The following is a 20,006-nucleotide window of genomic DNA, read 5'->3' on the forward strand; positions in this document are numbered from 1 at the left end:
CGGGCCTTGGAGCCCCCGGGCTCCGACTGCTAGGGCCTGCTGAACACGATCTCGCGTGCTCGCGACGGCGATCTCGCGTTCACCAGGCCCTAGGACGCCTCGACGACGACCAGCAGATCGCCCGCGTCGACCTGCTGCGTGACCGGGACGGCGAGCCGTCGGACGGTGCCCGCGACCGGAGTCGTGATGGCCGCCTCCATCTTCATCGCCTCGATCGTCGCGATCGCGGCTCCCGCCGCCACGACGTCGCCCACGGCGACCTTGAGCGTCACGACCCCCGCGAACGGCGCGGCGACCTGACCGGGGACGGTCCGGTCCGCCTTCTCGGCACTCGTCGTGTCGACCGCGACGGTCGTGTCGCGGACGAACACCGGCCGCAGCTGCCCGTTCAGGGTGGTCATCACCGTCCGCATGCCCTTGTCGTCCACGTCGCCGATCGCCTCGAGCCCGACGTAGAGGCGGACACCGCGCGCGATCTCGACCACGTGCTCCTCGCCCTGCCGCAGGCCGTAGAGGTAGTCGGCCGTGTCGAGGGCCGAGACGTCGCCGTACGACTCGCGCACGTCGAGGAACTGCTGGGCGGGGCCGGGGAACAGCAGCCGGTTCAGGGTGGCGCGCCGAGCGTCCGCGTCCTCACCGAGCAGCACCGCGCGGTCCTCGGGCGAGAGGTCGGCCACTCCGATGCGCACGTCGCGCCCCTCGAGCACCCGGGTGCGGAACGGCTCGGGCCAGCCTCCGGGCAGCTCGCCGAGCTCGCCCGCCATGAAGCCGACGACGGAGTCGGGGATGTCGTAGGCCTGCGGGTTCTCTGCGAAGTCGGCGGGGTCGGCGTCGACCGCGGCGAGGTGGAGGGCGAGGTCGCCGACGACCTTGGAGGACGGCGTGACCTTGGGGACCCGTCCGAGGATCCCGTTCGCGGCGGCGTAGAGGTCCTCGACGACCTCGAAGCGGTCGGCGAGGCCGAGCGCGATCGCCTGCTGGCGCAGGTTCGAGAGCTGGCCGCCGGGGATCTCGTGGCGGTACACCCGCCCGGTCGGTCCGGGCAGGCCGGACTCGAACGGGCGGTAGAGGCGGCGGACCGCCTCCCAGTAGGGCTCGAGATCCGAGACGGCGTCGAGGTCGAGCCCGGTGTCGCGGGGCGTGTGCGCGAGGGCGGCGACCAGGGCCGAGAGCGAGGGCTGGCTCGTGGTGCCCGCCATCGGCGCGGACGCGGCGTCGACGGCGTCGGCACCCGCCTCCGCCGCGGCGAGCAGGGTGGCGAGCTGACCGCCGGGAGTGTCGTGGGTGTGCACGTGCACCGGCAGGTCGAACCTCCCGCGCAGCGCCTCGACGAGGCGGGCGGCGGCGTACGGGCGCAGCAGCCCCGCCATGTCCTTGATCGCGAGCACGTGGGCCCCCGCGTCGACGATCTGCTCGGCGAGCCGGAGGTAGTAGTCGAGGGTGTAGAGGTCCTCAGCCGGATCGAGCAGGTCGCCGGTGTAGCAGACGGCCACCTCGGCGACCGTGGTGCCCGTCGCGAGCACGGCGTCGATGGCGGGCCGCATCTGCGACACGTCGTTGAGCGCGTCGAAGATGCGGAAGACGTCGACGCCGGTGGCGGCGGCCTCGCGGACGAACGCGTCGGTCACCTCCGTCGGGTAGGGCGTGTAGCCGACGGTGTTGCGGCCGCGGAGCAACATCTGGATCGCGACGTTCGGCAGGGCCGAGCGCAGGGCCGCGAGCCGCTCCCACGGGTCCTCGCCGAGGAAGCGGAGCGCGACGTCGTAGGTGGCGCCGCCCCAGGCCTCGACCGAGAGCAGCTGCGGGGTGAGCCGGGCGACGGAGGGGGCGACCGCCACGAGGTCGCGCGAGCGGACCCGCGTCGCCAGGAGGGACTGGTGCGCGTCGCGGAAGGTCGTGTCCGTCACCGCGAGGGCGGTCTGCGCGCGCAGGGCGTCGGCGAAGCCCTTCGGACCGAGCTCCAGCAGGCGCTGCCTGGACCCGGCGGGAGCAGGAGCCGCGAGGTCGACGGCCGGCAGCTTGTCGACGGGCGGCAGTCCCGGCGGTCGGGCGCCGTGCGGCTGGTTCACCGTGACCTCGGCGAGCCAGGTCAGCAGCTTCGTCCCTCGGTCGCGGGACTCGCGTCCGGCGAGCAGCCCCGGCCTCTCGTCGATGAAGGACGTGCTGAGGTCTCCCGCGGCGAACGACGCATCGTCCAGCACGGCCTGCAGGAACGGGATGTTCGTCGAGACGCCGCGGATCCGGAACTCGGCGAGAGCGCGCTTGGCGCGGGCCACCGCCGCCGGGAAGTCGCGGCCGCGGCAGGTGAGCTTGGCGAGCATCGAGTCGAAGTGCGGGCTGATCTGAGCACCCGGGTTGATCGTGCCGCCGTCGAGGCGGATCCCACCGCCGCCCGGCGAGCGGTACGTGGTGATCTTGCCGGTGTCCGGACGGAAGCCGGCCGCCGGGTCCTCGGTGGTGATGCGACACTGCAGCGCCGCCCCGTGCAGTCGCAGCTCGCTCTGGGTCAGCCCCAGCTCGGCGAGGGTCGCCCCGGCGGCGATCCGCATCTGCGAGGCGACGAGGTCGACGTCGGTGACCTCCTCCGTCACCGTGTGCTCGACCTGGATGCGCGGGTTCATCTCGATGAACACGTGCTCGCCCGCCCGCTCCCCCGCCGTGTCCAGGAGGAACTCGACCGTGCCCGCGTTGACGTACCCGATCGACCGGGCGAAGGCGATGGCGTCGCGGTGCATCGCCTGCCGGGTCGTCTCGTCGAGGTTCGGCGCGGGCGCGATCTCGACGACCTTCTGGTGCCGTCGCTGCACGGAGCAGTCGCGCTCGAACAGGTGGACCGTCTCTCCGTCGGCGTCGGCGAGGATCTGCACCTCGATGTGCCGGGGCCGGACGACCGCCTGCTCGAGGAACATCGTCGGATCGCCGAACGCACTGTCGGCCTCCCGCATGGCGGCCTCGAGGGCCGCGCGGAGGTCCTCCGGAGCGTCGACGCGCCGCATGCCGCGACCTCCTCCCCCAGCGACCGCCTTCGCGAAGATCGGGAAGCCGATCTCCTCGGCGCCCGCGAGCAGCTCGTCGAGATCGCGCGACGCCGGGGTGGAGCGCAGCACCGGCACGCCGGCGGCCCGCGCGTGCTCCTTCGCCGTGACCTTGTTGCCCGCCATCTCGAGGACCCGGGCCGGAGGACCGATGAACGCGATGCCGGCGTCAGCCGCCGCTCGAGCGAGCTCGGGGTTCTCGGAGAGGAACCCGTAGCCGGGGTAGATCGCGTCGGCTCCGCACTCGAGGGCGACCCGGATGATCTCGGCCACATCGAGGTAGGCGCGGACCGGATGCCCCTTCTCGCCGATCTGGTAGGCCTCGTCGGCCTTCAGCCGGTGCATCGAGTTCCGGTCCTCGTACGGGAACACGGCGACGGTGCGCGCCCCGAGCTCGTACGCGGCACGGAACGCCCGGATCGCGATCTCTCCGCGATTGGCCACAAGGATCTTCGAGAACACGGCAGTCCTTCGGGTCGGTCCTCCGCGGGCGACGGGGAGCCGGGAGTGCGACGTCGCGCCCCCGTATCCGCATCCCGGGCCGGGTGGCGCGCAGGGAACGGTTAGGTTCTCCCACCCTAGTGAAAGTAAAGTAACCAGCCATGCATGTACTCAGCGTGAGCTCCCTCAAGGGCGGCGTCGGCAAGACCACGGTGACCCTCGGCCTCGCGTCCGCAGCGTTCTCGAAGGGTCTGCGAACGCTCGTCGTCGACCTCGACCCCCAGTCCGACGTCTCCACCGGCATGGACATCAACGTCGCCGGCCACCTCAACATCGCCGACGTGCTCACGTCGCCGAAGGAGAAGATCGTCCGCTCGGCGATCGCCCCCTCCGGCTGGACGAAGGAGCACCACGGCACGATCGACGTGCTCATCGGCAGCCCGTCGGCGATCAACTTCGACGGACCGCATCCGAGCATCCGCGACATCTGGAAGCTCGAGGAGGCGCTCGCGAGCGTCGAGGCCGACTACGACCTCGTGCTGATCGACTGCGCCCCGTCGCTGAACGCGCTGACCCGCACCGCGTGGGCGGCGAGCGACCGCGTCGCCGTCGTCACCGAGCCCGGGCTCTTCTCCGTCGCGGCCGCCGACCGCGCCCTGCGCGCGATCGAGGAGATCCGACGCGGCCTGAGCCCGCGCCTGCAGCCCCTCGGCATCATCGTGAACCGCGCGCGCGTCCAGTCGCTCGAGCACCAGTTCCGGATCAAGGAGCTGCGGGACATGTTCGGCCCGCTGGTGCTCAGCCCCCAGCTCCCGGAGCGCACCTCGCTGCAGCAGGCGCAGGGCGCGGCGAAGCCCGTCCACGTCTGGCCGGGCGAGAGCGCGCAGGAGATGGCGCACAACTTCGACCTGCTGCTCGACCGGGTCATCCGCACCGGCCGCATCGGCGAGCAGGTGCCGGCGGGGAAGTAGGCGCGACCTCCTCTCGACCACGGCGTCGCAGCTCCGGCTGCGGCGCCGTCGTCGTCGTCGGGCGGGGTGGTCGGCGCGGGGACAGCGGTTCCTGGCGGTGGTGGATCTCGATACGCCCGCTGCGCGGGCTACTCGATCAGCAGAGGCCGCGGAACCTCGGATCAGCAGGGGCAGGCGGGAGCCTGCAGGTGACCGGAGCGGCGGTCAGCCGACCTTGCGGGAGGCGCGGCGCTGGGCGAGCTCGTCCAGGGGGTCGACGGACTGGCTGCCGAGGTCGACCAGGCTCGACTCGACCTCGCGGAGGACCTTGCCGACGGCGATGCCGAAGACGCCCTGACCGCGGCTGAGGAGGTCGATGACCTCGTCGTTGGAGGTGCAGAGGTAGACGCTCGCCCCGTCGCTCATGAGCGTCGTCTGGGCGAGGTCGTCCACTCCGGACTCGCGCAGCTGCGTGACCGCGGTGCGGATCTGCTGGAGGGAGATGCCGGTGTCGAGCAGTCGCTTGACGAGCTTGAGCACGAGGATGTCGCGGAAGCCGTAGAGACGCTGCGTGCCGGACCCCGAGGCGCCGCGCACGGTGGGCTCGACGAGCTCGGTGCGGGCCCAGTAGTCGAGCTGGCGGTAGGTGATCCCGGCCGCACGGGCGGCGACCGCACCGCGGTAGCCCGCGCTGGCGTCGAGATCGGGGAGTCCGTCGGTGAACAGGACGAGGTCGCGCTGGCCGCTGACGTCGCGGCGGACTTCTCTCATCCCGTGGCCTTCCGGATCCGAACGCCGGATCGTCCGAACGCGCTCCCTACGGTACTCACCCGGGGGTGCCGAGTAAACGACATCGGCTCGACGGCCGCGGCGTGTCGTCGCGGCCGCGGGATCACGAGCGGGCGATCCGCGTGAGGGCGCTGCGGACCATGGCGCTCCGGATCGTTCCGAGCTGCGCCGCGAGCCCGATGGCGTTCTCGGTCGCGCTCGCGGATCCGGACACGTCGCCCCGGCGGGCGCTCGACGCGACGACGCTCTCGATGAGCGACATCTCGCGCTCCACCGCGACCCGCAGCGGGCGGAGGTGGCGCGGCTCGATGCCCGATCGCGAGAGCTCGACGAGCGCCTTGAGGGTCGTCACCGCCTCCTCGCCGTAGAACTCGCCACCGCGGACGAGTCCCGCGCCGATCGCCTCCTGGAGGAGCGCGCCGCTCGCTCCGGACTCCTGCGCGAGCTGCTCGCGGGTGAGCCGGGACGCCGGGGCGAGCAGGGAGGCGGGCGCCCCGCCCACGCCGCTCGGGAGCACGGGCTCGCGGCCTGCGTCGACGTCGTCGAGGTAGCCGCGGATGACCTTCAACGGTAGGTAGTGATCGCGCTGCAGCGCGAGGATCATGCGGAGCCGCTCGACGTCCGCTCCGGAGAACTTGCGGTACCCGGAGTCGGTGCGAGCGGGTGACACGAGCCCCTGCTCCTCGAGGAAGCGGAGCTTGGACGGGGTCACGTCGGGGAACTCCGTCGTGAGGCGGGACAGGACCTGTCCGATGCTCAGCAGAGCGGCCGGACCGGACGGGAGGGCCCGGGCGGTGGAGCGCCCCACGGTCTACGCGTCCGGTGCGGCGACGAGGTCGGCGCGGGACGCGTAGAAGGTGAGCCGGAACTTGCCGACCTGCACCTCGGAGCCGTCGGTCAGGAGTGCGGACTCGATGCGCACGCCGTCGAAGTAGGTGCCGTTGAGCGAGCCGAGGTCGCGGACCTCGAAGCCCGTGCCGCGGCGCACGAACTCCGCGTGGCGGCGCGAGACGGTGACGTCGTCGAGGAAGATCCCGGCGTCGGGGTGCCGGCCGACCGTCGTCGAGTCGGTGTCGAGGAGGAATCGCGCTCCGGTGTTCGGACCGCGGCGCACGACCAGCAGGGCGGATCCGGACGGCAGCGCGCCGACCGCCTCGGCCTCGTCGCGGGAGGCGCGGTTGTCGAGCGCAGCGAGCTGCGCACCGATGTCGTCGGTGAACGTGAGCGTCGTGTCCGTCGAGGGCTCGACGGGCTCGGACTTCAGCGGTTCGGTGGATGATGCTCCACGCACGGGCTCGGCCAAGACGTACCTCCTATCCGATCAGCGTATCGGAATCCGTGGGCCCGCCGGACCCGGAGTTCTGCGAGCGGACCCCCCGGACGAGACCGGCCGTCTGCACCGCGTAGACGATGCCGGCCCACCAGTAGAGGAAGGCGCCCCAGAGCGCGAAGGCCCAGGCGATGGGCAGCGAGGCCGGCGCGAGAGCCGGGAACGCCTGTCCGAGCATGATCAGCGGCAGGGCGTAGAAGAGGCAGAACGTCGCGAACTTGCCGAGGTGGTGCACCGGGAGCGGCCCGTAGCCGGTATTCGCCAGGATCACGGCCAGGACGACGAGCATGAGATCCCGCGCGACCAGCACGGCGACCAGCCACCACGGCACGAGTTCGCGGAACGCGAGGCCGAGCACCGTGGCGAAGATGTAGAGCCGGTCGGCGGCCGGATCGAGGATGCGCCCGAGGCGCGTCATCTGGTCGAAGCGGCGCGCGATCCAGCCGTCGAGGTAGTCGGTGAGGCTGGAGACCACCAGGGTGAGCAGCGCCAGAGCGTCCTCCCCCTCGATCACGAGGACGAGGAACACGGGGACGAGCGCCAGGCGCACCATGCTCAGGACGTTCGGGACCGTCCAGATCCGGTCCTCCCCCGCGCGCGCCATGCGCCCAGCCTACGGGCGGGCCCCGCGCGCCGGGTCAGCGCTTGTCGCGCCAGACCCGCTCGAACGGGAGCCGCCAGGCGTGCGGCGCGATCAGCTGGTGGATCGCGTTCGGGCCCCAGGAGCCGGGGGCGTAGAGGCGCACGGGCGGCGGATCCTGCAGGAGCGGCGCCGAGACCTCCCAGAGGCGCTCGATGCCCTCGGCGGTGGTGAAGAGCGTGTGGTCGCCGCGCATCGCGTCGAGGATCAGCCGCTCGTACGCCTCGAGGGCGTCGCCGGCGCGATCGGTCTCCTGCAGCGCGAACTGCATGCTGAGCTTGTCCAGGCGCATGCCCGGGCCGGGCCGCTTGCCGTAGAAGGACAGCGAGACCTTGGAGGCGTCGGCGAGATCGAAGGTGAGGTGGTCGGGGCCGTGGGCGCCGACTCCGGAGCCCTGCGGGAACATGCTCTTCGGAGGCTCCCGGAAGGCGATCGAGATGATGCGCTGCCCCTCCGCCATGCGCTTGCCCGTGCGGAGGTAGAACGGCACGCCCGCCCAGCGCCAGTTGTCGATCTCGCACTTGAGCGCGACGAAGGTGTCGGTCTCGGAGTCGGGGGCGACGCCGGGCTCCTCGCGGTAGCCGATGTACTGCCCGCGCACCACGTTCTCGGGGTTCAGCGGCCGCATCGAGCGGAAGACCTTGTTCTTCTCCTCGCTGATCGCCTGCGGCTCGAGTGCGGTCGGCGGCTCCATCGCCATGAACGCGAGGACCTGGAACAGGTGCGTGACCACCATGTCCTTGTAGGCGCCGGTGGACTCGTAGAACTCGGCGCGACGGTCGAGCGTCAGCTTCTCGGGGATGTCGATCTGGACGTGGTCGATGAAGTTGCGGTTCCAGATCGGCTCGAAGAGGCCGTTGGCGAAGCGGAAGGCGAGGATGTTCTGCGCCGGCTCCTTGCCGAGGAAGTGGTCGATCCGGAAGATCTGCTCCTCGTCGAACGTCTCGTGCAGCTCGGCGTTGAGGACGACGGCGCTCTCGAGGTCGACGCCGAAGGGCTTCTCCATGATGATGCGGGAGCGCTCGACGAGGCCCGCCTCGGCGAGCATCCGCACGACCGACAGCGCGGCCTTGGGCGGCACGCTGAGGTAGTGGAGGCGGCTGACGTCCGGGCCCAGCTCCTTCTCGGCCGACTTCACGGCCTCGGCCAGGGCGGCTGGGCCCGCCGACTGCGGCACGTAGCAGAGCTTCGACGCGAACTCGTCCCACTGCGCGCGGGTGAGCGAGCGGCTGCCGAACTCGTCGTACGCGAGCTTCGCGAAGGCGCGGAACGACTCGTCGTCGTGCTCCTCGAGCGAGGTCCCGACGATGCGCACGTCGGGCGCGAGCGAGGACAGCGCCAGATGCGCCATGCCGGGGATGAGCTTGCGCCGCGCGAGATCGCCGACCGCCCCGAAGAGCACGACGACGTGAGGAGCGGCCTGCTCTGTCTGGACGGCGGGAGCGGAGGGTGCGGGTGTCACGGTCACACCTCCGATCATTCCATTGCGAAACGAGACCCGGGCGTCATCTCCCGGATACGAGGCGCCGCTAATGTCTGTCAGGTGCCTCCGATCTCCGACGCGCCAGCCGCGACCGCAGCACCCGCCCCCACCTCCGCCGACGGCACCGTCGCGCCGCCCCTGGACGACCGCATCCGTGCGGACGTCCACCTCCTGGGCGAGCTCCTCGGTCAGGTCCTCCGCGAATCCGGGGACCCGACGCTCTACACCGACGTCGAGCGCCTGCGCGCGCTGACGATCAGCGCGTACGACGGCGGACGACCCGAGGACCTCGCCGATGCGGAGGAGTTCGTCGCGTCGCTCTCGGCCGAGCGCGCCGAGGAGGTGGCGCGCGCCTTCACCTGCTACTTCCACCTCGTCAACGTGGCGGAGGAGTTCCACCGCGTGCGCGTGCTGCGCAGGCGCGAGGCCGATGCCGGCGCGCAGTCGCCCGAGGACTCGATCACCGCGTCGGTGGCGACGCTCACCGCCGAGCTCGGCGAGGAGGAGGCGTTCGAGCGCCTCTCGCGCCTCGAGTTCCGCCCCGTGCTCACCGCGCACCCCACCGAGGCCCGCCGCCGGGCCGTCGCCTCGACCATCCGGCGCATCAGCGCGCTGCTCGAGCAGCGCGACGACCCGCGCACGGGCGGCGTGGTGCTGCTCGAGAACCGCCGGCGCCTGCTCGCCGACGTCGACACGCTCTGGCGCACCGCGCCGCTGCGCGAGTCGAAGCCGTCGCCGCTCGACGAGGTGCGCACCGCGATGAGCGTCTTCGACGAGTCGCTGTTCTCGGTCCTCCCCCGCGTCTACCGCCGTCTGGACGACGCCCTCCAGGGCGAGGCGTCGGGCACCCGCGCGCCGATCGCCCCCGCCTTCGTGCGGCTGGGCACCTGGATCGGCGGCGACCGCGACGGCAACCCGTTCGTGACCGCCGCGACGACCCTCGAGGCCGTCGGGATCGCCTCCGAGCACGTGCTGATGGGGCTCGAGCGGGTCGCGCGTCGCGTGGGCCGCGCCCTCACGCTCGACGCGTCGACCACTCCGCCGTCGCACGAGGTGCTGACGCTCTGGGACGCGTGCACGAACCGTGCGCCGGAGCTCGCCGAGGACATCGCCGACCGCTCCCCCAACGAGACGCACCGCCGCGTGCTGCTGTTCGCGGCCGAGCGCCTGGCGGCGACGCGCTCCGGCGGCGCACTCGCGTACTCCTCCGCCGCCGAGCTGATGGGCGACCTGCGGACGCTGCAGGAGTCGCTCCTCGCCGCCGGCGACGCCCGCTCGGCCTACGGCGACCTGCAGAACATGATCTGGCAGGTCGAGACGTTCGGCTTCCACCTGGCCGAGATCGAGGTGCGCCAGCACTCGAAGGTGCACCGCGAGACGATCGCGGCGATCCGGGCCGGCGGTGCACTCGACGAGCGCAGCGAGGAGGTGCTCTCGGTGTTCCGCGCGATCGCGACCGTGCAGGAGCGCTTCGGAGTCGCCGCCGCGCGCCGCTACATCGTCTCGTTCACCCAGTCCTCGGACGACCTGCGGACCGTGTTCGAGCTCGCGGACGCGGCGACGGAGGGGCACCCGCCGGTCATCGACGCGATCCCGCTCTTCGAGACCTTCGCCGACCTCGACGCGTCGACCGACATCCTCGCCGAGATGATCCGGCTGCCCCAGGTGCGCAAGCGGCTCGACGAGACCGGGAACCGCCTCGAGGTGATGCTGGGCTACTCCGACTCGTCGAAGGACGTCGGACCCGTCTCGGCGACGCTGGCGCTCTACGACGCCCAGGCGCGCATCGCGAAGTGGGCGGCCGACGAGGGCATCGTCCTCACGCTGTTCCACGGCCGCGGAGGCGCACTGGGACGCGGCGGCGGACCCGCCAACCGCGCGGTGCTCGCGCAGCCGCCGGGATCGGTCGACGGCCGCTTCAAGCTGACGGAGCAGGGCGAGGTCATCTTCGCGCGCTACGGCAACCCGGACATCGCGACCCGGCACATCGAGCAGGTCGCCGGTGCGACCCTCCTCGCCTCCTCCCCCTCGGTCGGCGAGCGCAACGCCGCGGCGGCCGACCGCTTCCGCGAGGTCGCCGAGACGATGGACCGCGAGTCGCGCAAGCGCTTCTTCGAGCTGGTGAAGGCCGACGGCTTCGCGCCCTGGTTCGCCCGGGTCACCCCGCAGGAGGAGGTGGGCCTGCTCGCGCTCGGCTCGCGTCCCGCGCGCCGCGGCCTCTCGGTCGAGTCGCTCGAGGACCTGCGCGCTATTCCGTGGGTGTTCGCGTGGACGCAGGCGCGCGTCAACCTGACCGGCTGGTTCGGGCTCGGCAGTGCACTGGAGGCGGTGGGCGACCTCGAGCTGCTCCGCTCGGCGTACGCCTCGTGGCCCCTGTTCACGACGATGATCGACAACGTCGAGATGTCTCTGGCGAAGACCGACGAGGGCATCGCGCGCCGCTACCTGGCGCTCGACTCGCGCGACGACCTGGCGGGCCTCGTCCTCGACGAGATGGAGACGACCCGGCGCTGGGTGCTCTCGATCACGGGCGAGGAGAGCCTGCTCACCGGACACCGCGTGCTGGGCCGGGCGGTGCGGCTGCGCACTCCGTACGTCAACGCGCTCTCGCTGCTGCAGCTGCGGGCGCTCCGCGCGCTGCGCACGGATCCGGGCGGCTCGGGGACGGAGCAGAACCAGCGCCTGCTGCTGCTCGCGGTCAACGGCGTGGCCGCGGGCCTGCAGAACACGGGCTGATCCGGACGCGTCCCGGAACGACGGAACCCCCGAGACCACGTGGTCTCGGGGGTTCCGTCGTTCGAGCGTCAGATCTGGGCGCCGTCGGCGAACTGCTCGGGGCCGGCGGCCTCCTGAGCGGCCTTCGCCTCGTCGTACTGGCGGCGCACCTCGACCATGTCGAGACCGCGCACCTGCTCGATGAGGTTGTCGAGCGCCGGGGCGGGCAGCGCGCCGGGCTGCGCCATCAGCGGGATGCCGTCGCGGTAGACGACGAGGGTCGGGATGGAGGAGATGCCGTAGCTCGCGGCGAGCTGCTGCTGGTCCTCCGTGTCGACCTTCGCGAAAGTGATGTCGGCGTTCTTGTCGCTCGACGCCTCGAAGACCGGGGCGAACTGGCGGCACGGGCCGCACCAGGCCGCCCAGAAGTCGATGAGGACGATGCCGTCGGAGACGGTCTGGTCGTGGGAGTCGAGGGTCATCGTGGTCGTAGCCATGCCCTCTCCAACCCGGGCGGCCGCCCGGCTATTCCCCGCGCGGATCGCGGGGTGCGAGGAGGTCGAGCAGGGTGCGGGGGCCGAGGGCGGCGGCTCCGAGGGCGCTCACGCGGGCGATCAGCTCGCGGTCGGCGGTGACCACGGCGGCGGGTGCGTCGAGAGCGCGCACCAGGGCGACGATCGCGTCGTCGCCCGAGCCGTCCGCCGACTCGATCCGGAGGCGCCGTGGCGGGACGGCGGCGAGGGCGGCCGTGGTGTCGGCGTCGCGGGCCGCGCCCTCGAGTACCACGGCGATCCGCGGCCAGACGCGATCGGCGGCGACTCCGAGCACCGCGCCGGGCAGACCCGCGACCGCCAGAGCGGCCAGGCCGTCGAGGAGCCGCTCCGCGGCTCCCGCGCGGTCGCGCCACCAGCCGTCGGGCCGGGAGCCGACGACGTTCGCGGCGTCGACGACCAGCACGGGCAGCGCCGCGTCGAGCGCGCGCAGCCCGCTCCAGGAGGCGCCGAAGCCGGGATGCAGCGGCAGCGCCTCGACGTCGTCGGGGGCGACCCACCGCAGCTCGGTGCTCTCGGCGTCGGCGATGCGCGGCTCGAAGTGCTCGAGCGCGTGCGCGAGGACGGTGGTGTAGCTCCAGGGTCCGACGGTGACGACACTGGCGGCATCGGGGACGACGAGCTCGGGCGGGACGCCCGCCTCCTCCACCGACTCGCGCAGGGCGGCCTCGAAGGCCGTCTCCTCGGGGTGGCGGGCCCCTCCGGGGAGTCCCCAGGTGCCGCCGAAGTGGCTCCAGGCGACGCGGTGCTGCAGCAGCACCCGGCCGTCGGGGTCGCGGAGGAGCAGACCGGCCGCGCCGAAACGGCCCCAGAACCGGCGCCCGTCCCCGACCTCGACCCAGCCGTCGCCGAGCGACGCGTCGAAGGGGTGGCGCGGAAGCGCGGCGTCGCCGCCGCTGTCGCTGCCCGTCATGCCCTCCAGCCTGACACACCGCGCCGGGACGACCGGACGGTGCGACTCCCCGCGGCTGGCAGAATCGGACGATGCGCCGCTCAGGAGTCCTCGGTCTCGCGACGGTGCTCTGGCTCGCGGTCATCGCGCTGATCACGCTGACTCCTGCACCGTACCCGGCCGGGGAGCCGTCGACGCTCGTCCGCTCGATCATCGCCTTCCTCGGCTCGACTCCGCTGACCTCGTGGTTCGACTACGACGTCGCCGAGTTCACCGCGAACGTGCTCATGCTCGTGCCGCTCGGGGCGCTGCTGGCCGCGCAGCTGCCTCCGCGCCGCCGTCTGCTCGCCGCCCTGATCGGGCTCGGCGTCTCGATGCTCGTCGAGACGATCCAGCTGCTCTGGCTGCCGTCGCGCGTCTCGGACGTCCGCGACCTCGTCTCGAACGGACTCGGATCGCTCCTGGGCGCGCTGCTGACGATCGCGCTGCTCCGCTCCTCCGCTCGCCGCTCCCTCCGGAAGGACCGCACCGCCCATGCCCGCTGACACCCTCGTCCTGCTCGACCGCCCCTCCGAGGCGTCACCGGGCCACGGCCTCGCCGCGGCGGCGGTCGTCGATCCGACCGGCGTCGGCGGGATCGACGTCACCGATCTCGGCTTCACCCGGGGCGACGGCGTCTTCGAGACGATCAATCTCGTCGACGGGCGGCTGCAGGCGCTCGACGCACACCTCGACCGCTTCGCGGCCTCGGCCCGGATGCTGGAGCTGCCGGAGCCCGACGGCGCCGCATGGCGGCACGCGATCGACACGGCGGTCGCCTCGCATCCGCGGGTGCCGGAGGCGATGGTGAAGACGATCCTGACGCGCGGGCTCGAGGGCGACGGACGGCCGACGGGCGTGGTGTTCGTCCAGACGAGTCCGGACTTCGGCCCCGCGCGGCGGGACGGAGTGCGGATCGTGCTGCTGGACCGGGGGCTGCGCTCGGACGTGCGGGAGACCTCGCCCTGGCTGCTCGCGGGGGCGAAGACGCTCTCATACGCGGTCAACCGCGCGGCGTCGCGCGAGGCGGTGCGGCGCGGGGCGGACGACGCGCTCTTCGTCTCGAGCGACGGGTTCCTGCTGGAGGGCCCGACCTCGAACCTCGTGCTGCTCACGGGCGGCACGCTGCTCACCCCGCCGCCGAGCCTGGGGCTCCTGCCCGGGACGACGCAGGCCGACCTGTTCGCGCTGGCGGACGGACTCGGTCTGCGGACCGCCTTCCGGGCCCTCCGCCGCGAGGACCTGGACGCCGCGGACGCCGCCTGGCTGGTCTCGAGCGCGCGGAACGCCGCTCCGATTCGCGCCGTGGACGGGAGCGAGCGCCGCGTCGACGCCGAGCTCTCGGCTCGGATCAACGCGGCGCTGCTCGCGCGCTGACGCGGCGCCCGGAAGCGCCTCGTCCTAGGAGAGGTCGGTCACGTCCGTCGCCTCGCGGCTGATCAGCCCGCCCCGCACGCGGACGGCGGCGGGGTCGAGGTCGACGCCCTCGCGCTGGTCGGCGGCCTCGTCGTTGATGACGGCCGACACCAGTCCGCGCCAGTCGGTGCCCTCGGCGACGGCGTCCTCGGAGCCGAGGCGGCTCGAGACGAAGACGGCCTCCGCCTCCTCGCCCGCGTGCGAGATCACGGCGAGCTTCCCGACGGCGCGGCCGTCGGGGTGGCGGACCTGCCACTCCTCGTGGCCGGACGGGACGAGCGCGTACTCGGCGCCCGCGTGCTCGAACGCGGTGTCGCGCAGCTCCGACGGCAGTCCGCTGTGCGGGGGCGCGCCGCGGGTCGGGACGCCGGTGCCACCGTCGGAGGAGCGCGCGCTCGTCGCGCTCATGCCGACATCGCCCGGGGTGCCGGCGGCCGTGCTCGTGGCGGTCGCCTCGGCGACAGAAGCGTCCTCCTGTCCGGTGTAGGTGCTGCCGTTGGGGTTCGAGCCGGTGTTGCCGTGGTCGGTGCTCATGAGGAGACCTCCTTTGTCGGGCGGTCCTGGGGACCGCGGGGTGTGCGGGTCCGCCGAGCGGCCCGGAGGGACCACCCGGCTCCCGGGTTCGTAGACTGGACGGATGCAGATCCCGGTCACCGGCGCCGTGCGCGTGGACGCCTGGCTGTGGGCGGTCCGCGTGTACAAGACGCGGTCGGCCGCGACCTCGGCGGCCCGCGCGGGCCACATCCGCGTCAACGGCGAGCGGGCGAAGGCAGCGCAGACCGTGAAGGTCGGCGACGAGGTCCGCGCCCGCATCGCCGGATTCGACCGTCGCCTCGTCGTGCGCGGGCTGATCGTGAAGCGGGTCGGCGCGCCGATCGCGGCGGAGTGCGCGGAGGATCTCACTCCGCCGCCCCCGCCGCGCGAATCGGCGCCCGCGATCATCGAGCGCGACCGGGGAGCCGGACGGCCGACCAAGCGCGACCGCCGCGAGATCGAGCGGCTGCGCGGCTTCTGAGCATCACGGGATCGCTCACGGCGCGAGGGCGCGCAGGCGCTCGAGGAGGCCGTCGGCCGCCTCGTCGAGGAAGCGCTGCTGCAGCTCGTCGCCGACCTGGACCAGCGCGATGTCCGTGAACCCGGCCTCGATGTAGGGCACGAAGCTCTCGGCGAGCTCGTCGAGGTCGGGTCCGCAGGCGATCTGCTCGGCCACGTCCTCGGGGCGCACGAACTTCGACGCTCCGGAGAAGCCGGCCGGGGTCGGCAGGTCGGCGTTCACGGCCCAGCCGCCGGCGAACCAGCGGAACTGCTCGTGCGCGAGCGCGATGCCCTGCTCCTTGTCCGGGGCCCAGCAGATCGGGATCTGCCCGATCGTGCGCGACGGCGCGGCGTCGGCACCGCGGACGGCCGTCCACTGCGAGATCAGCTCGGCGTCGGGCTCGGTGGTGATCAGGTGGTCGCCGAGCGGCGCGAAGCGCTCGATCGACTTCTCGCCCGAGACGGCGAGGCCGATCTCGACGGGCTTGTCCGGCAGGTCCCAGATGCGCGCGGAGTCGACGCGGAAGTACTCGCCCTCCCACGTCACCAGCTCGCCGGTGTGCAGCGCGCGGATGATGTGCACCGCCTCCTCGAGCATGTCCTGGCGGACCGAGACGGCCGGCCAGCCCTCGCCGACGACGTGCTCGTTCAGGTTCTCCCCCGATCCCAGACCGAGGGTGAAGCGGTCGTCCGAGAGGATCGCGAGAGTCGCGGCCTTCTGGGCGACGACGGCCGGGTGGTACCGGATCGTGGGAGCCGTGACGTAGGTGGTGAGGTCGATCGTGGACGTCGCCTGCGCGACCGCGCCCAGGAGGGTCCAGGCGTAGGAGGCGTGCCCCTGCTCGGTCAGCCAGGGCGAGTAGTGGTCGCTCGAGACGGCGAACTCGAAGCCGTGCCTCTCGGCGTCGACGGCGTAGCCGACCAGTTGCTTGGGTCCGCTCTGCTCGGTCATCAGGGTGTATCCGAATCGCACCATGGTCGCTCCTCGTTCCGCTCGACGTCGCGTGCCCCGGGGCACGGTCCCATGGTGCGCGGCGGCCGGGGCGGCTGCTAACCCCTTGCACGGGCGACGCGCGGCGGCTAGCGGGAGCGGTCAGACGAAGCGGACGCGGTTCTGCACGCGGGTGCGGACCTCGAAGGACTCGCCGTAGCCGCCGAGGCGGTCGTCGGTGCCCGAGCGCAGCAGCTGCGGGAGGAGCGAGCGCCGGATCAGTACCGCGCCCTGGTGCCGGCCGCGCTCGACCTGCTCGTAGGGCTGCTCGAGGCCGTCGTCGGGCACGACGACGACGCTTGCCGAGAACCGCACGCCGAGCTCGCGGCCCAGGCGCCTCGCCGCCTTCGAGAGCGACGCGATCGGCTTCTCGTCGTCGGCGACTCCGGCGCCCTCGACCTCGCCCTTGCGCAGGCGCACCTGGTCGCCCCAGTCGGCCGAGGTCAGGGCGAGCAGCCCGGACGGGCCGAGGACGACGTGGTCGATCTTGAGCCCGCCGTCGCCGACGGCCACGTCGTTCCAGATCGTGTAGGCGATGCCCAGCGAGGCGACGAGCGAGGCGGTGGCCTCCTCGGCCTGCGCCTTCGCGAGCCAGCGCCGCACTTCGCGCGGCGCGGAGCGGACGATCGCCGGATCGAACGGGTCGTCGATGTCGACGCCGCGGCCGAGCCACTCCCGCACGAGGCGCAGGTAGTACTCGCGGGCGGCTCCGCCCGGGTGGCCGTACGAGCGGGCGCGGACGGCGGAGGCGGTCTGCGGCCGGGGCGACCCGGTGTAGGGCGACTGCGGGGACTGCGCGCCCGGGGCCGGAGCGCCGCGGTCGTAGTCGGTGCGGGCGGAGGCGCTGCCGATCCGCTCCCAGGCGAGCTGGACCGCGTGGAACGAGGCGGCGTCGCCTCCGGTGTCGGGGTGGGTCTCGCGGAGCAGTCGGCGGTAGGCCTTCCGCAGCTCGTCGTCGGACGCGGTGGCGGGGACGCCGAGGACCTCGTAGGGCGTGCGGGCGGCGTGGCTGTCGGGCATGGTCTTCCGGAGGGGTCGAGGAGCGGTGCGAGCCCTCGAGCATATCGGCGGCGGCCGGGCGGCCGATGGGAGCGCGCAGGGCGTGCGCTCGGAAGCGGCCGGGGGTCGAGAGCGCCCCTGCAGGCGCTCCCGACCGGCTCAGCCCTCGGCGAGCATCTCGCGCACCAGCGGGATCACGCGGGTGCCGTACAGCTCGAGGTTGTGCATGATCGCCGCGTGCGGCAGGGTGCCGGCGCTGTACTTGAGGTCGAAGCGGTCGATGCCCAGGGCGCCGACGGTGCTGGCGATCTTGCGGGCCACGGTCTCGGGCGAGCCGACGTGCAGCGCGCCGTCGGGGCCGGCCTCCTCCGCGAAGCGCTCGGGAGTGAGCGGGGACCAGCCGCGCTCGCGGCCGATGGCGTCGGCCATGCCCTTGTAATGCGGGAAGTAGAGCTCGCGCGCCTCCTCGTCGGTGTCGGCGACGAAGCCGGGCGAGTGCACGGCGACCGGGAGGCGCGGCTGCTCGAGCTGGTCGAGGGCACGGCCGAAGAGGTCGACGTAGGGGCGGAAGCGGGCCGGCGAGCCGCCGATGATCGCCAGCACCAGCGGGAAGCCGAACCGGGCGGCGCGGACGACCGACTCCGGGCTGCCGCCGACGCCGATCCAGGTGCGCAGGCGCCCGTTCTCGACGGAGGGGAACACGCTCTGCTCGGTGAGCGCGGCGCGGGTGCGGCCCTCCCAGGTCACCGGTCCGCCCTCGAGGAGGGCGTGGAAGAGCTCCAGCTTCTCCTCGAAGAGGAGCTCGTACTGCGAGAGGTCGAGGCCGAAGAGGGGGAAGGACTCGGTGAAGGAGCCGCGGCCGAGGATGACCTCCGCGCGCCCGTTCGAGACTCCGTCGAGGGTCGCGAAGCGCTGGAAGACGCGGACGGGGTCGTCGGAGGAGAGGACGGTGACGGCGGATCCGAGGTGGATGCGCTCGGTCCGGCCCGCGATCGCGGCCAGGACCACGTCGGGAGCGCTCACCGCGAAGTCGGCGCGGTGGTGCTCGCCCACTCCGAAGAAGTCGATGCCGACCGCGTCGGCGAGCACGCCCTCCTCGACGACGTCGCGCAGGACCTGGCCGTGCGGGAGCAGGGCGCCGTCGGCGCCGCGGGTGACGTCGCCGAACGTGTCGACGCCGAACTTCACTTCATGCATACTCATGGACTTCTGCAACCTCCCGAGGTCGTGGGCTATTCCTGCGGCGGATCCGGGACGATCCCGGCCGCGACGGCGGGCTCGCGATAGGCGCGGCCGAGGGACTCCGTGGTGTCGTGCGCGTTCAGACCGCTCGGATTGGGCAGGACCCACAGCGGGACGCCCGCGATCCCCTCCTCCTGACGCCCCTGCTTCGCCGAGCGCCGACCGAACGCCGCGCGGTACGCGGTGATGCCGACCATCGCGACGGCGGAGGGACGCACCCGCTCGACGGTGGCGACCAGCCGTCGCGCCCCGGCGCGCAGCTCCTCGCCGCTCAGCTCGTCGGCGCGCGAGGTGGCCCGCGCTGCGAGGTTCGTGATGCCGATCCCGCGATCGATCAGCAGGCGGCGGTCCTCGTCGCTCATCCCCTCCGACACGCGCATCGGCCGCTCGAGGATCCCCGCCGCGAGCAGGGCCGGGTAGAAGCGGTTGCCGGGGTGCGCGAAGTGCGCGCCCGTCGCCGCCGTCCAGAGGCCGGGGTTGATGCCGACGAAGAGCAGGCGGACGTCGGGGCCCAGCAGATCCTCGACCGTGCGGTCGCGGAAGGACGCGAGCTGGGCGCGGGTGAAGGGCACGACTCCATCCTCCCCCGGACGCCCCGCCGCAAGGAGTCGCCGACGCCCGACGGGGGTGGAAGCATGGAGCCATGACGAACGCATCCCAGGACCACCCGATCCAGCACGGCAGCGACGACGCGGTGCTCGACGAGAAGCTGCGGGGGATCCTGCTGCAGGTCGCCGGCGATCTGCAGCTGCGGCCCGACGAGGACCCGGAGGCGCTGCTGCGCCAGCGCCTGCGCGACACCCGTATCGAGCTGTCGGAGGAGAGCATCCCCGGGCTCGCGAAGCGGATCCCCGGGCTGACCGATCGCAGCAACGGCGAGATGAACCCCGGAGCGCACTGACCTACTCCGGGACCGCCGGGCCCTTGCGGTGGTGGTCGAACACGATGCTGGTGCGGGTCGACGCGACCGCGGGGTGAGCCGACAGGTTCGAGACCACGAAGTCGCGCACGTCGTTCGAGTCGCGGACGGCGACGTGGATGATGAAGTCCTCGGAGCCGCCGAGGAAGAAGAGCTGCACGACCTCGGGCAGCGCCCGGATCTCGTCGGCGAACCGGGTGATCGCCTGTCGCTGACCGACCCGGATGCTCACGCTGATCAGAGCCTGCAGCGTGAGTCCGAGGGCGGCCGGGTCGAGCTCGGCTGTGAAGCCCGTGATGATGCCGCGCTCGACGAGCGAGCGCACGCGCGAGACGCAGGTGGACGGCGCGATGCCCGCCTGCTCGGCGAGGCGGCTGTTCGGCGTCCGCGCATCCGCTCGCAGGAGGCGCACCAGTGCGCGATCGACCGGATCGAGGTCGCCGAGGTCGTGCAGATCCTTCGGTCTCATCGCCGCCTGCCCTTCTCGGACCGCCGATCGTGCGGAACTGCGCGCATTCTTCGACGATCCTGCGGAACGT

20 protein-coding genes are annotated in these 20,006 nt (G+C 72.7%); 6 read left to right on the top strand and 14 right to left on the bottom strand.

What is annotated here, in order from left to right:
- Positions 1–89: 89 nt before the first annotated feature.
- On the bottom strand, positions 90–3,497 hold the full coding sequence (locus tag C1I63_RS15380; protein WP_107575327.1) for a pyruvate carboxylase: 3,408 nt from the start codon (positions 3,495–3,497) through the stop codon (positions 90–92).
- 140 nt (positions 3,498–3,637) lie between these two features.
- On the opposite strand from C1I63_RS15380, the gene C1I63_RS15385 reads away from it, so the two are divergent.
- Positions 3,638–4,447 carry a ParA family protein gene (locus C1I63_RS15385; RefSeq protein ID WP_055794914.1) on the top strand — a complete coding sequence of 270 codons (810 nt, stop codon included), beginning with the start codon at positions 3,638–3,640 and terminating at the stop codon, positions 4,445–4,447.
- 204 nt (positions 4,448–4,651) lie between these two features.
- Here the strand turns inward: C1I63_RS15385 and C1I63_RS15390 are convergent, their stop codons facing one another.
- The 5 genes from C1I63_RS15390 to zwf form a co-directional block, all read right to left on the bottom strand.
- Complete coding sequence (locus C1I63_RS15390) at positions 4,652–5,197, bottom strand: MerR family transcriptional regulator (RefSeq protein ID WP_055794909.1); 546 nt, start codon at positions 5,195–5,197, stop codon at positions 4,652–4,654.
- Positions 5,198–5,318: 121 nt separating this feature from the next.
- Positions 5,319–6,023 carry a transcriptional regulator FtsR gene (gene ftsR, locus C1I63_RS15395; RefSeq protein ID WP_055794906.1) on the bottom strand — a complete coding sequence of 235 codons (705 nt, stop codon included), beginning with the start codon at positions 6,021–6,023 and terminating at the stop codon, positions 5,319–5,321.
- Between the two features lie 3 nt (positions 6,024–6,026).
- Positions 6,027–6,479 (bottom strand): FHA domain-containing protein, encoded by a 453-nt coding sequence (locus C1I63_RS15400; RefSeq protein WP_230673060.1) that lies wholly within the window; start codon positions 6,477–6,479, stop codon positions 6,027–6,029.
- A 49-nt stretch (positions 6,480–6,528) separates the two neighbouring features.
- Positions 6,529–7,149: a CDP-alcohol phosphatidyltransferase family protein gene (locus C1I63_RS15405; protein WP_107575328.1), complete on the bottom strand. Its 621-nt coding sequence runs from the start codon at positions 7,147–7,149 to the stop codon at positions 6,529–6,531.
- 34 nt (positions 7,150–7,183) lie between these two features.
- Complete coding sequence (gene zwf, locus C1I63_RS15410; RefSeq protein ID WP_170116271.1) at positions 7,184–8,647, bottom strand: glucose-6-phosphate dehydrogenase; 1,464 nt, start codon at positions 8,645–8,647, stop codon at positions 7,184–7,186.
- A gap of 159 nt (positions 8,648–8,806) precedes the next feature.
- Here zwf and C1I63_RS15415 point away from each other — a divergent pair, with 159 nt between their 5' ends.
- Entirely contained in the window at positions 8,807–11,404 is a 2,598-nt protein-coding gene (locus C1I63_RS15415; protein WP_244907224.1) for a phosphoenolpyruvate carboxylase, read from the top strand.
- Between the two features lie 68 nt (positions 11,405–11,472).
- Here C1I63_RS15415 and trxA read toward each other — a convergent pair whose 3' ends face one another.
- Together trxA and C1I63_RS15425 are read right to left on the bottom strand one after the other, a co-directional pair.
- Positions 11,473–11,880, bottom strand: a complete 408-nt coding sequence (trxA, locus tag C1I63_RS15420; RefSeq protein WP_055794900.1) for a thioredoxin — start codon at positions 11,878–11,880, stop codon at positions 11,473–11,475.
- A gap of 28 nt (positions 11,881–11,908) precedes the next feature.
- Positions 11,909–12,847, bottom strand: a complete 939-nt coding sequence (locus C1I63_RS15425; RefSeq protein WP_107575329.1) for an NUDIX domain-containing protein — start codon at positions 12,845–12,847, stop codon at positions 11,909–11,911.
- Positions 12,848–12,918: 71 nt separating this feature from the next.
- Between C1I63_RS15425 and C1I63_RS15430 the strand changes: the two genes are divergently transcribed.
- Positions 12,919–13,371, top strand: a complete 453-nt coding sequence (locus tag C1I63_RS15430; protein ID WP_107575330.1) for a VanZ family protein — start codon at positions 12,919–12,921, stop codon at positions 13,369–13,371.
- On the top strand, positions 13,361–14,242 hold the full coding sequence (locus C1I63_RS15435; protein ID WP_107575331.1) for an aminotransferase class IV: 882 nt from the start codon (positions 13,361–13,363) through the stop codon (positions 14,240–14,242). The genes C1I63_RS15430 and C1I63_RS15435 overlap by 11 nt, the downstream gene beginning before the upstream one ends.
- Before the next feature lie 24 nt (positions 14,243–14,266).
- Here the strand turns inward: C1I63_RS15435 and C1I63_RS15440 are convergent, their stop codons facing one another.
- Positions 14,267–14,815, bottom strand: a complete 549-nt coding sequence (locus tag C1I63_RS15440) for a hypothetical protein (protein WP_107575332.1) — start codon at positions 14,813–14,815, stop codon at positions 14,267–14,269.
- A 103-nt stretch (positions 14,816–14,918) separates the two neighbouring features.
- Here C1I63_RS15440 and C1I63_RS15445 point away from each other — a divergent pair, with 103 nt between their 5' ends.
- Entirely contained in the window at positions 14,919–15,296 is a 378-nt protein-coding gene (locus tag C1I63_RS15445) for an RNA-binding S4 domain-containing protein (RefSeq protein WP_107575333.1), read from the top strand.
- Positions 15,297–15,311: 15 nt separating this feature from the next.
- On the opposite strand, the gene C1I63_RS15450 is transcribed toward C1I63_RS15445, so the two are convergent.
- The 4 genes from C1I63_RS15450 to mug form a co-directional block, all read right to left on the bottom strand.
- On the bottom strand, positions 15,312–16,292 hold the full coding sequence (locus tag C1I63_RS15450) for a TIGR03557 family F420-dependent LLM class oxidoreductase (protein WP_107575334.1): 981 nt from the start codon (positions 16,290–16,292) through the stop codon (positions 15,312–15,314).
- Between the two features lie 117 nt (positions 16,293–16,409).
- Positions 16,410–17,327, bottom strand: coding sequence for a J domain-containing protein (locus C1I63_RS15455; protein WP_107575335.1), 918 nt, complete (start codon positions 17,325–17,327; stop codon positions 16,410–16,412).
- A 138-nt stretch (positions 17,328–17,465) separates the two neighbouring features.
- Positions 17,466–18,503, bottom strand: a complete 1,038-nt coding sequence (locus C1I63_RS15460) for an LLM class flavin-dependent oxidoreductase (RefSeq protein WP_107575336.1) — start codon at positions 18,501–18,503, stop codon at positions 17,466–17,468.
- 35 nt (positions 18,504–18,538) lie between these two features.
- The gene (gene mug, locus C1I63_RS15465) at positions 18,539–19,120 is read right to left on the bottom strand and encodes a G/U mismatch-specific DNA glycosylase (RefSeq protein ID WP_055794875.1); all 582 of its coding nucleotides are present in this window, start codon (positions 19,118–19,120) and stop codon (positions 18,539–18,541) included.
- Positions 19,121–19,191: 71 nt separating this feature from the next.
- Between mug and C1I63_RS15470 the strand changes: the two genes are divergently transcribed.
- On the top strand, positions 19,192–19,449 hold the full coding sequence (locus C1I63_RS15470) for a hypothetical protein (RefSeq protein ID WP_055794872.1): 258 nt from the start codon (positions 19,192–19,194) through the stop codon (positions 19,447–19,449).
- A gap of 1 nt (position 19,450) precedes the next feature.
- Here C1I63_RS15470 and C1I63_RS15475 read toward each other — a convergent pair whose 3' ends face one another.
- Entirely contained in the window at positions 19,451–19,936 is a 486-nt protein-coding gene (locus C1I63_RS15475) for an Lrp/AsnC family transcriptional regulator (RefSeq protein ID WP_056867545.1), read from the bottom strand.
- Positions 19,937–20,006 lie beyond the last annotated feature (70 nt).

It is taken from the genome of Rathayibacter caricis DSM 15933 (assembly GCF_003044275.1).
Taxonomy (GTDB): domain Bacteria; phylum Actinomycetota; class Actinomycetes; order Actinomycetales; family Microbacteriaceae; genus Rathayibacter; species Rathayibacter caricis.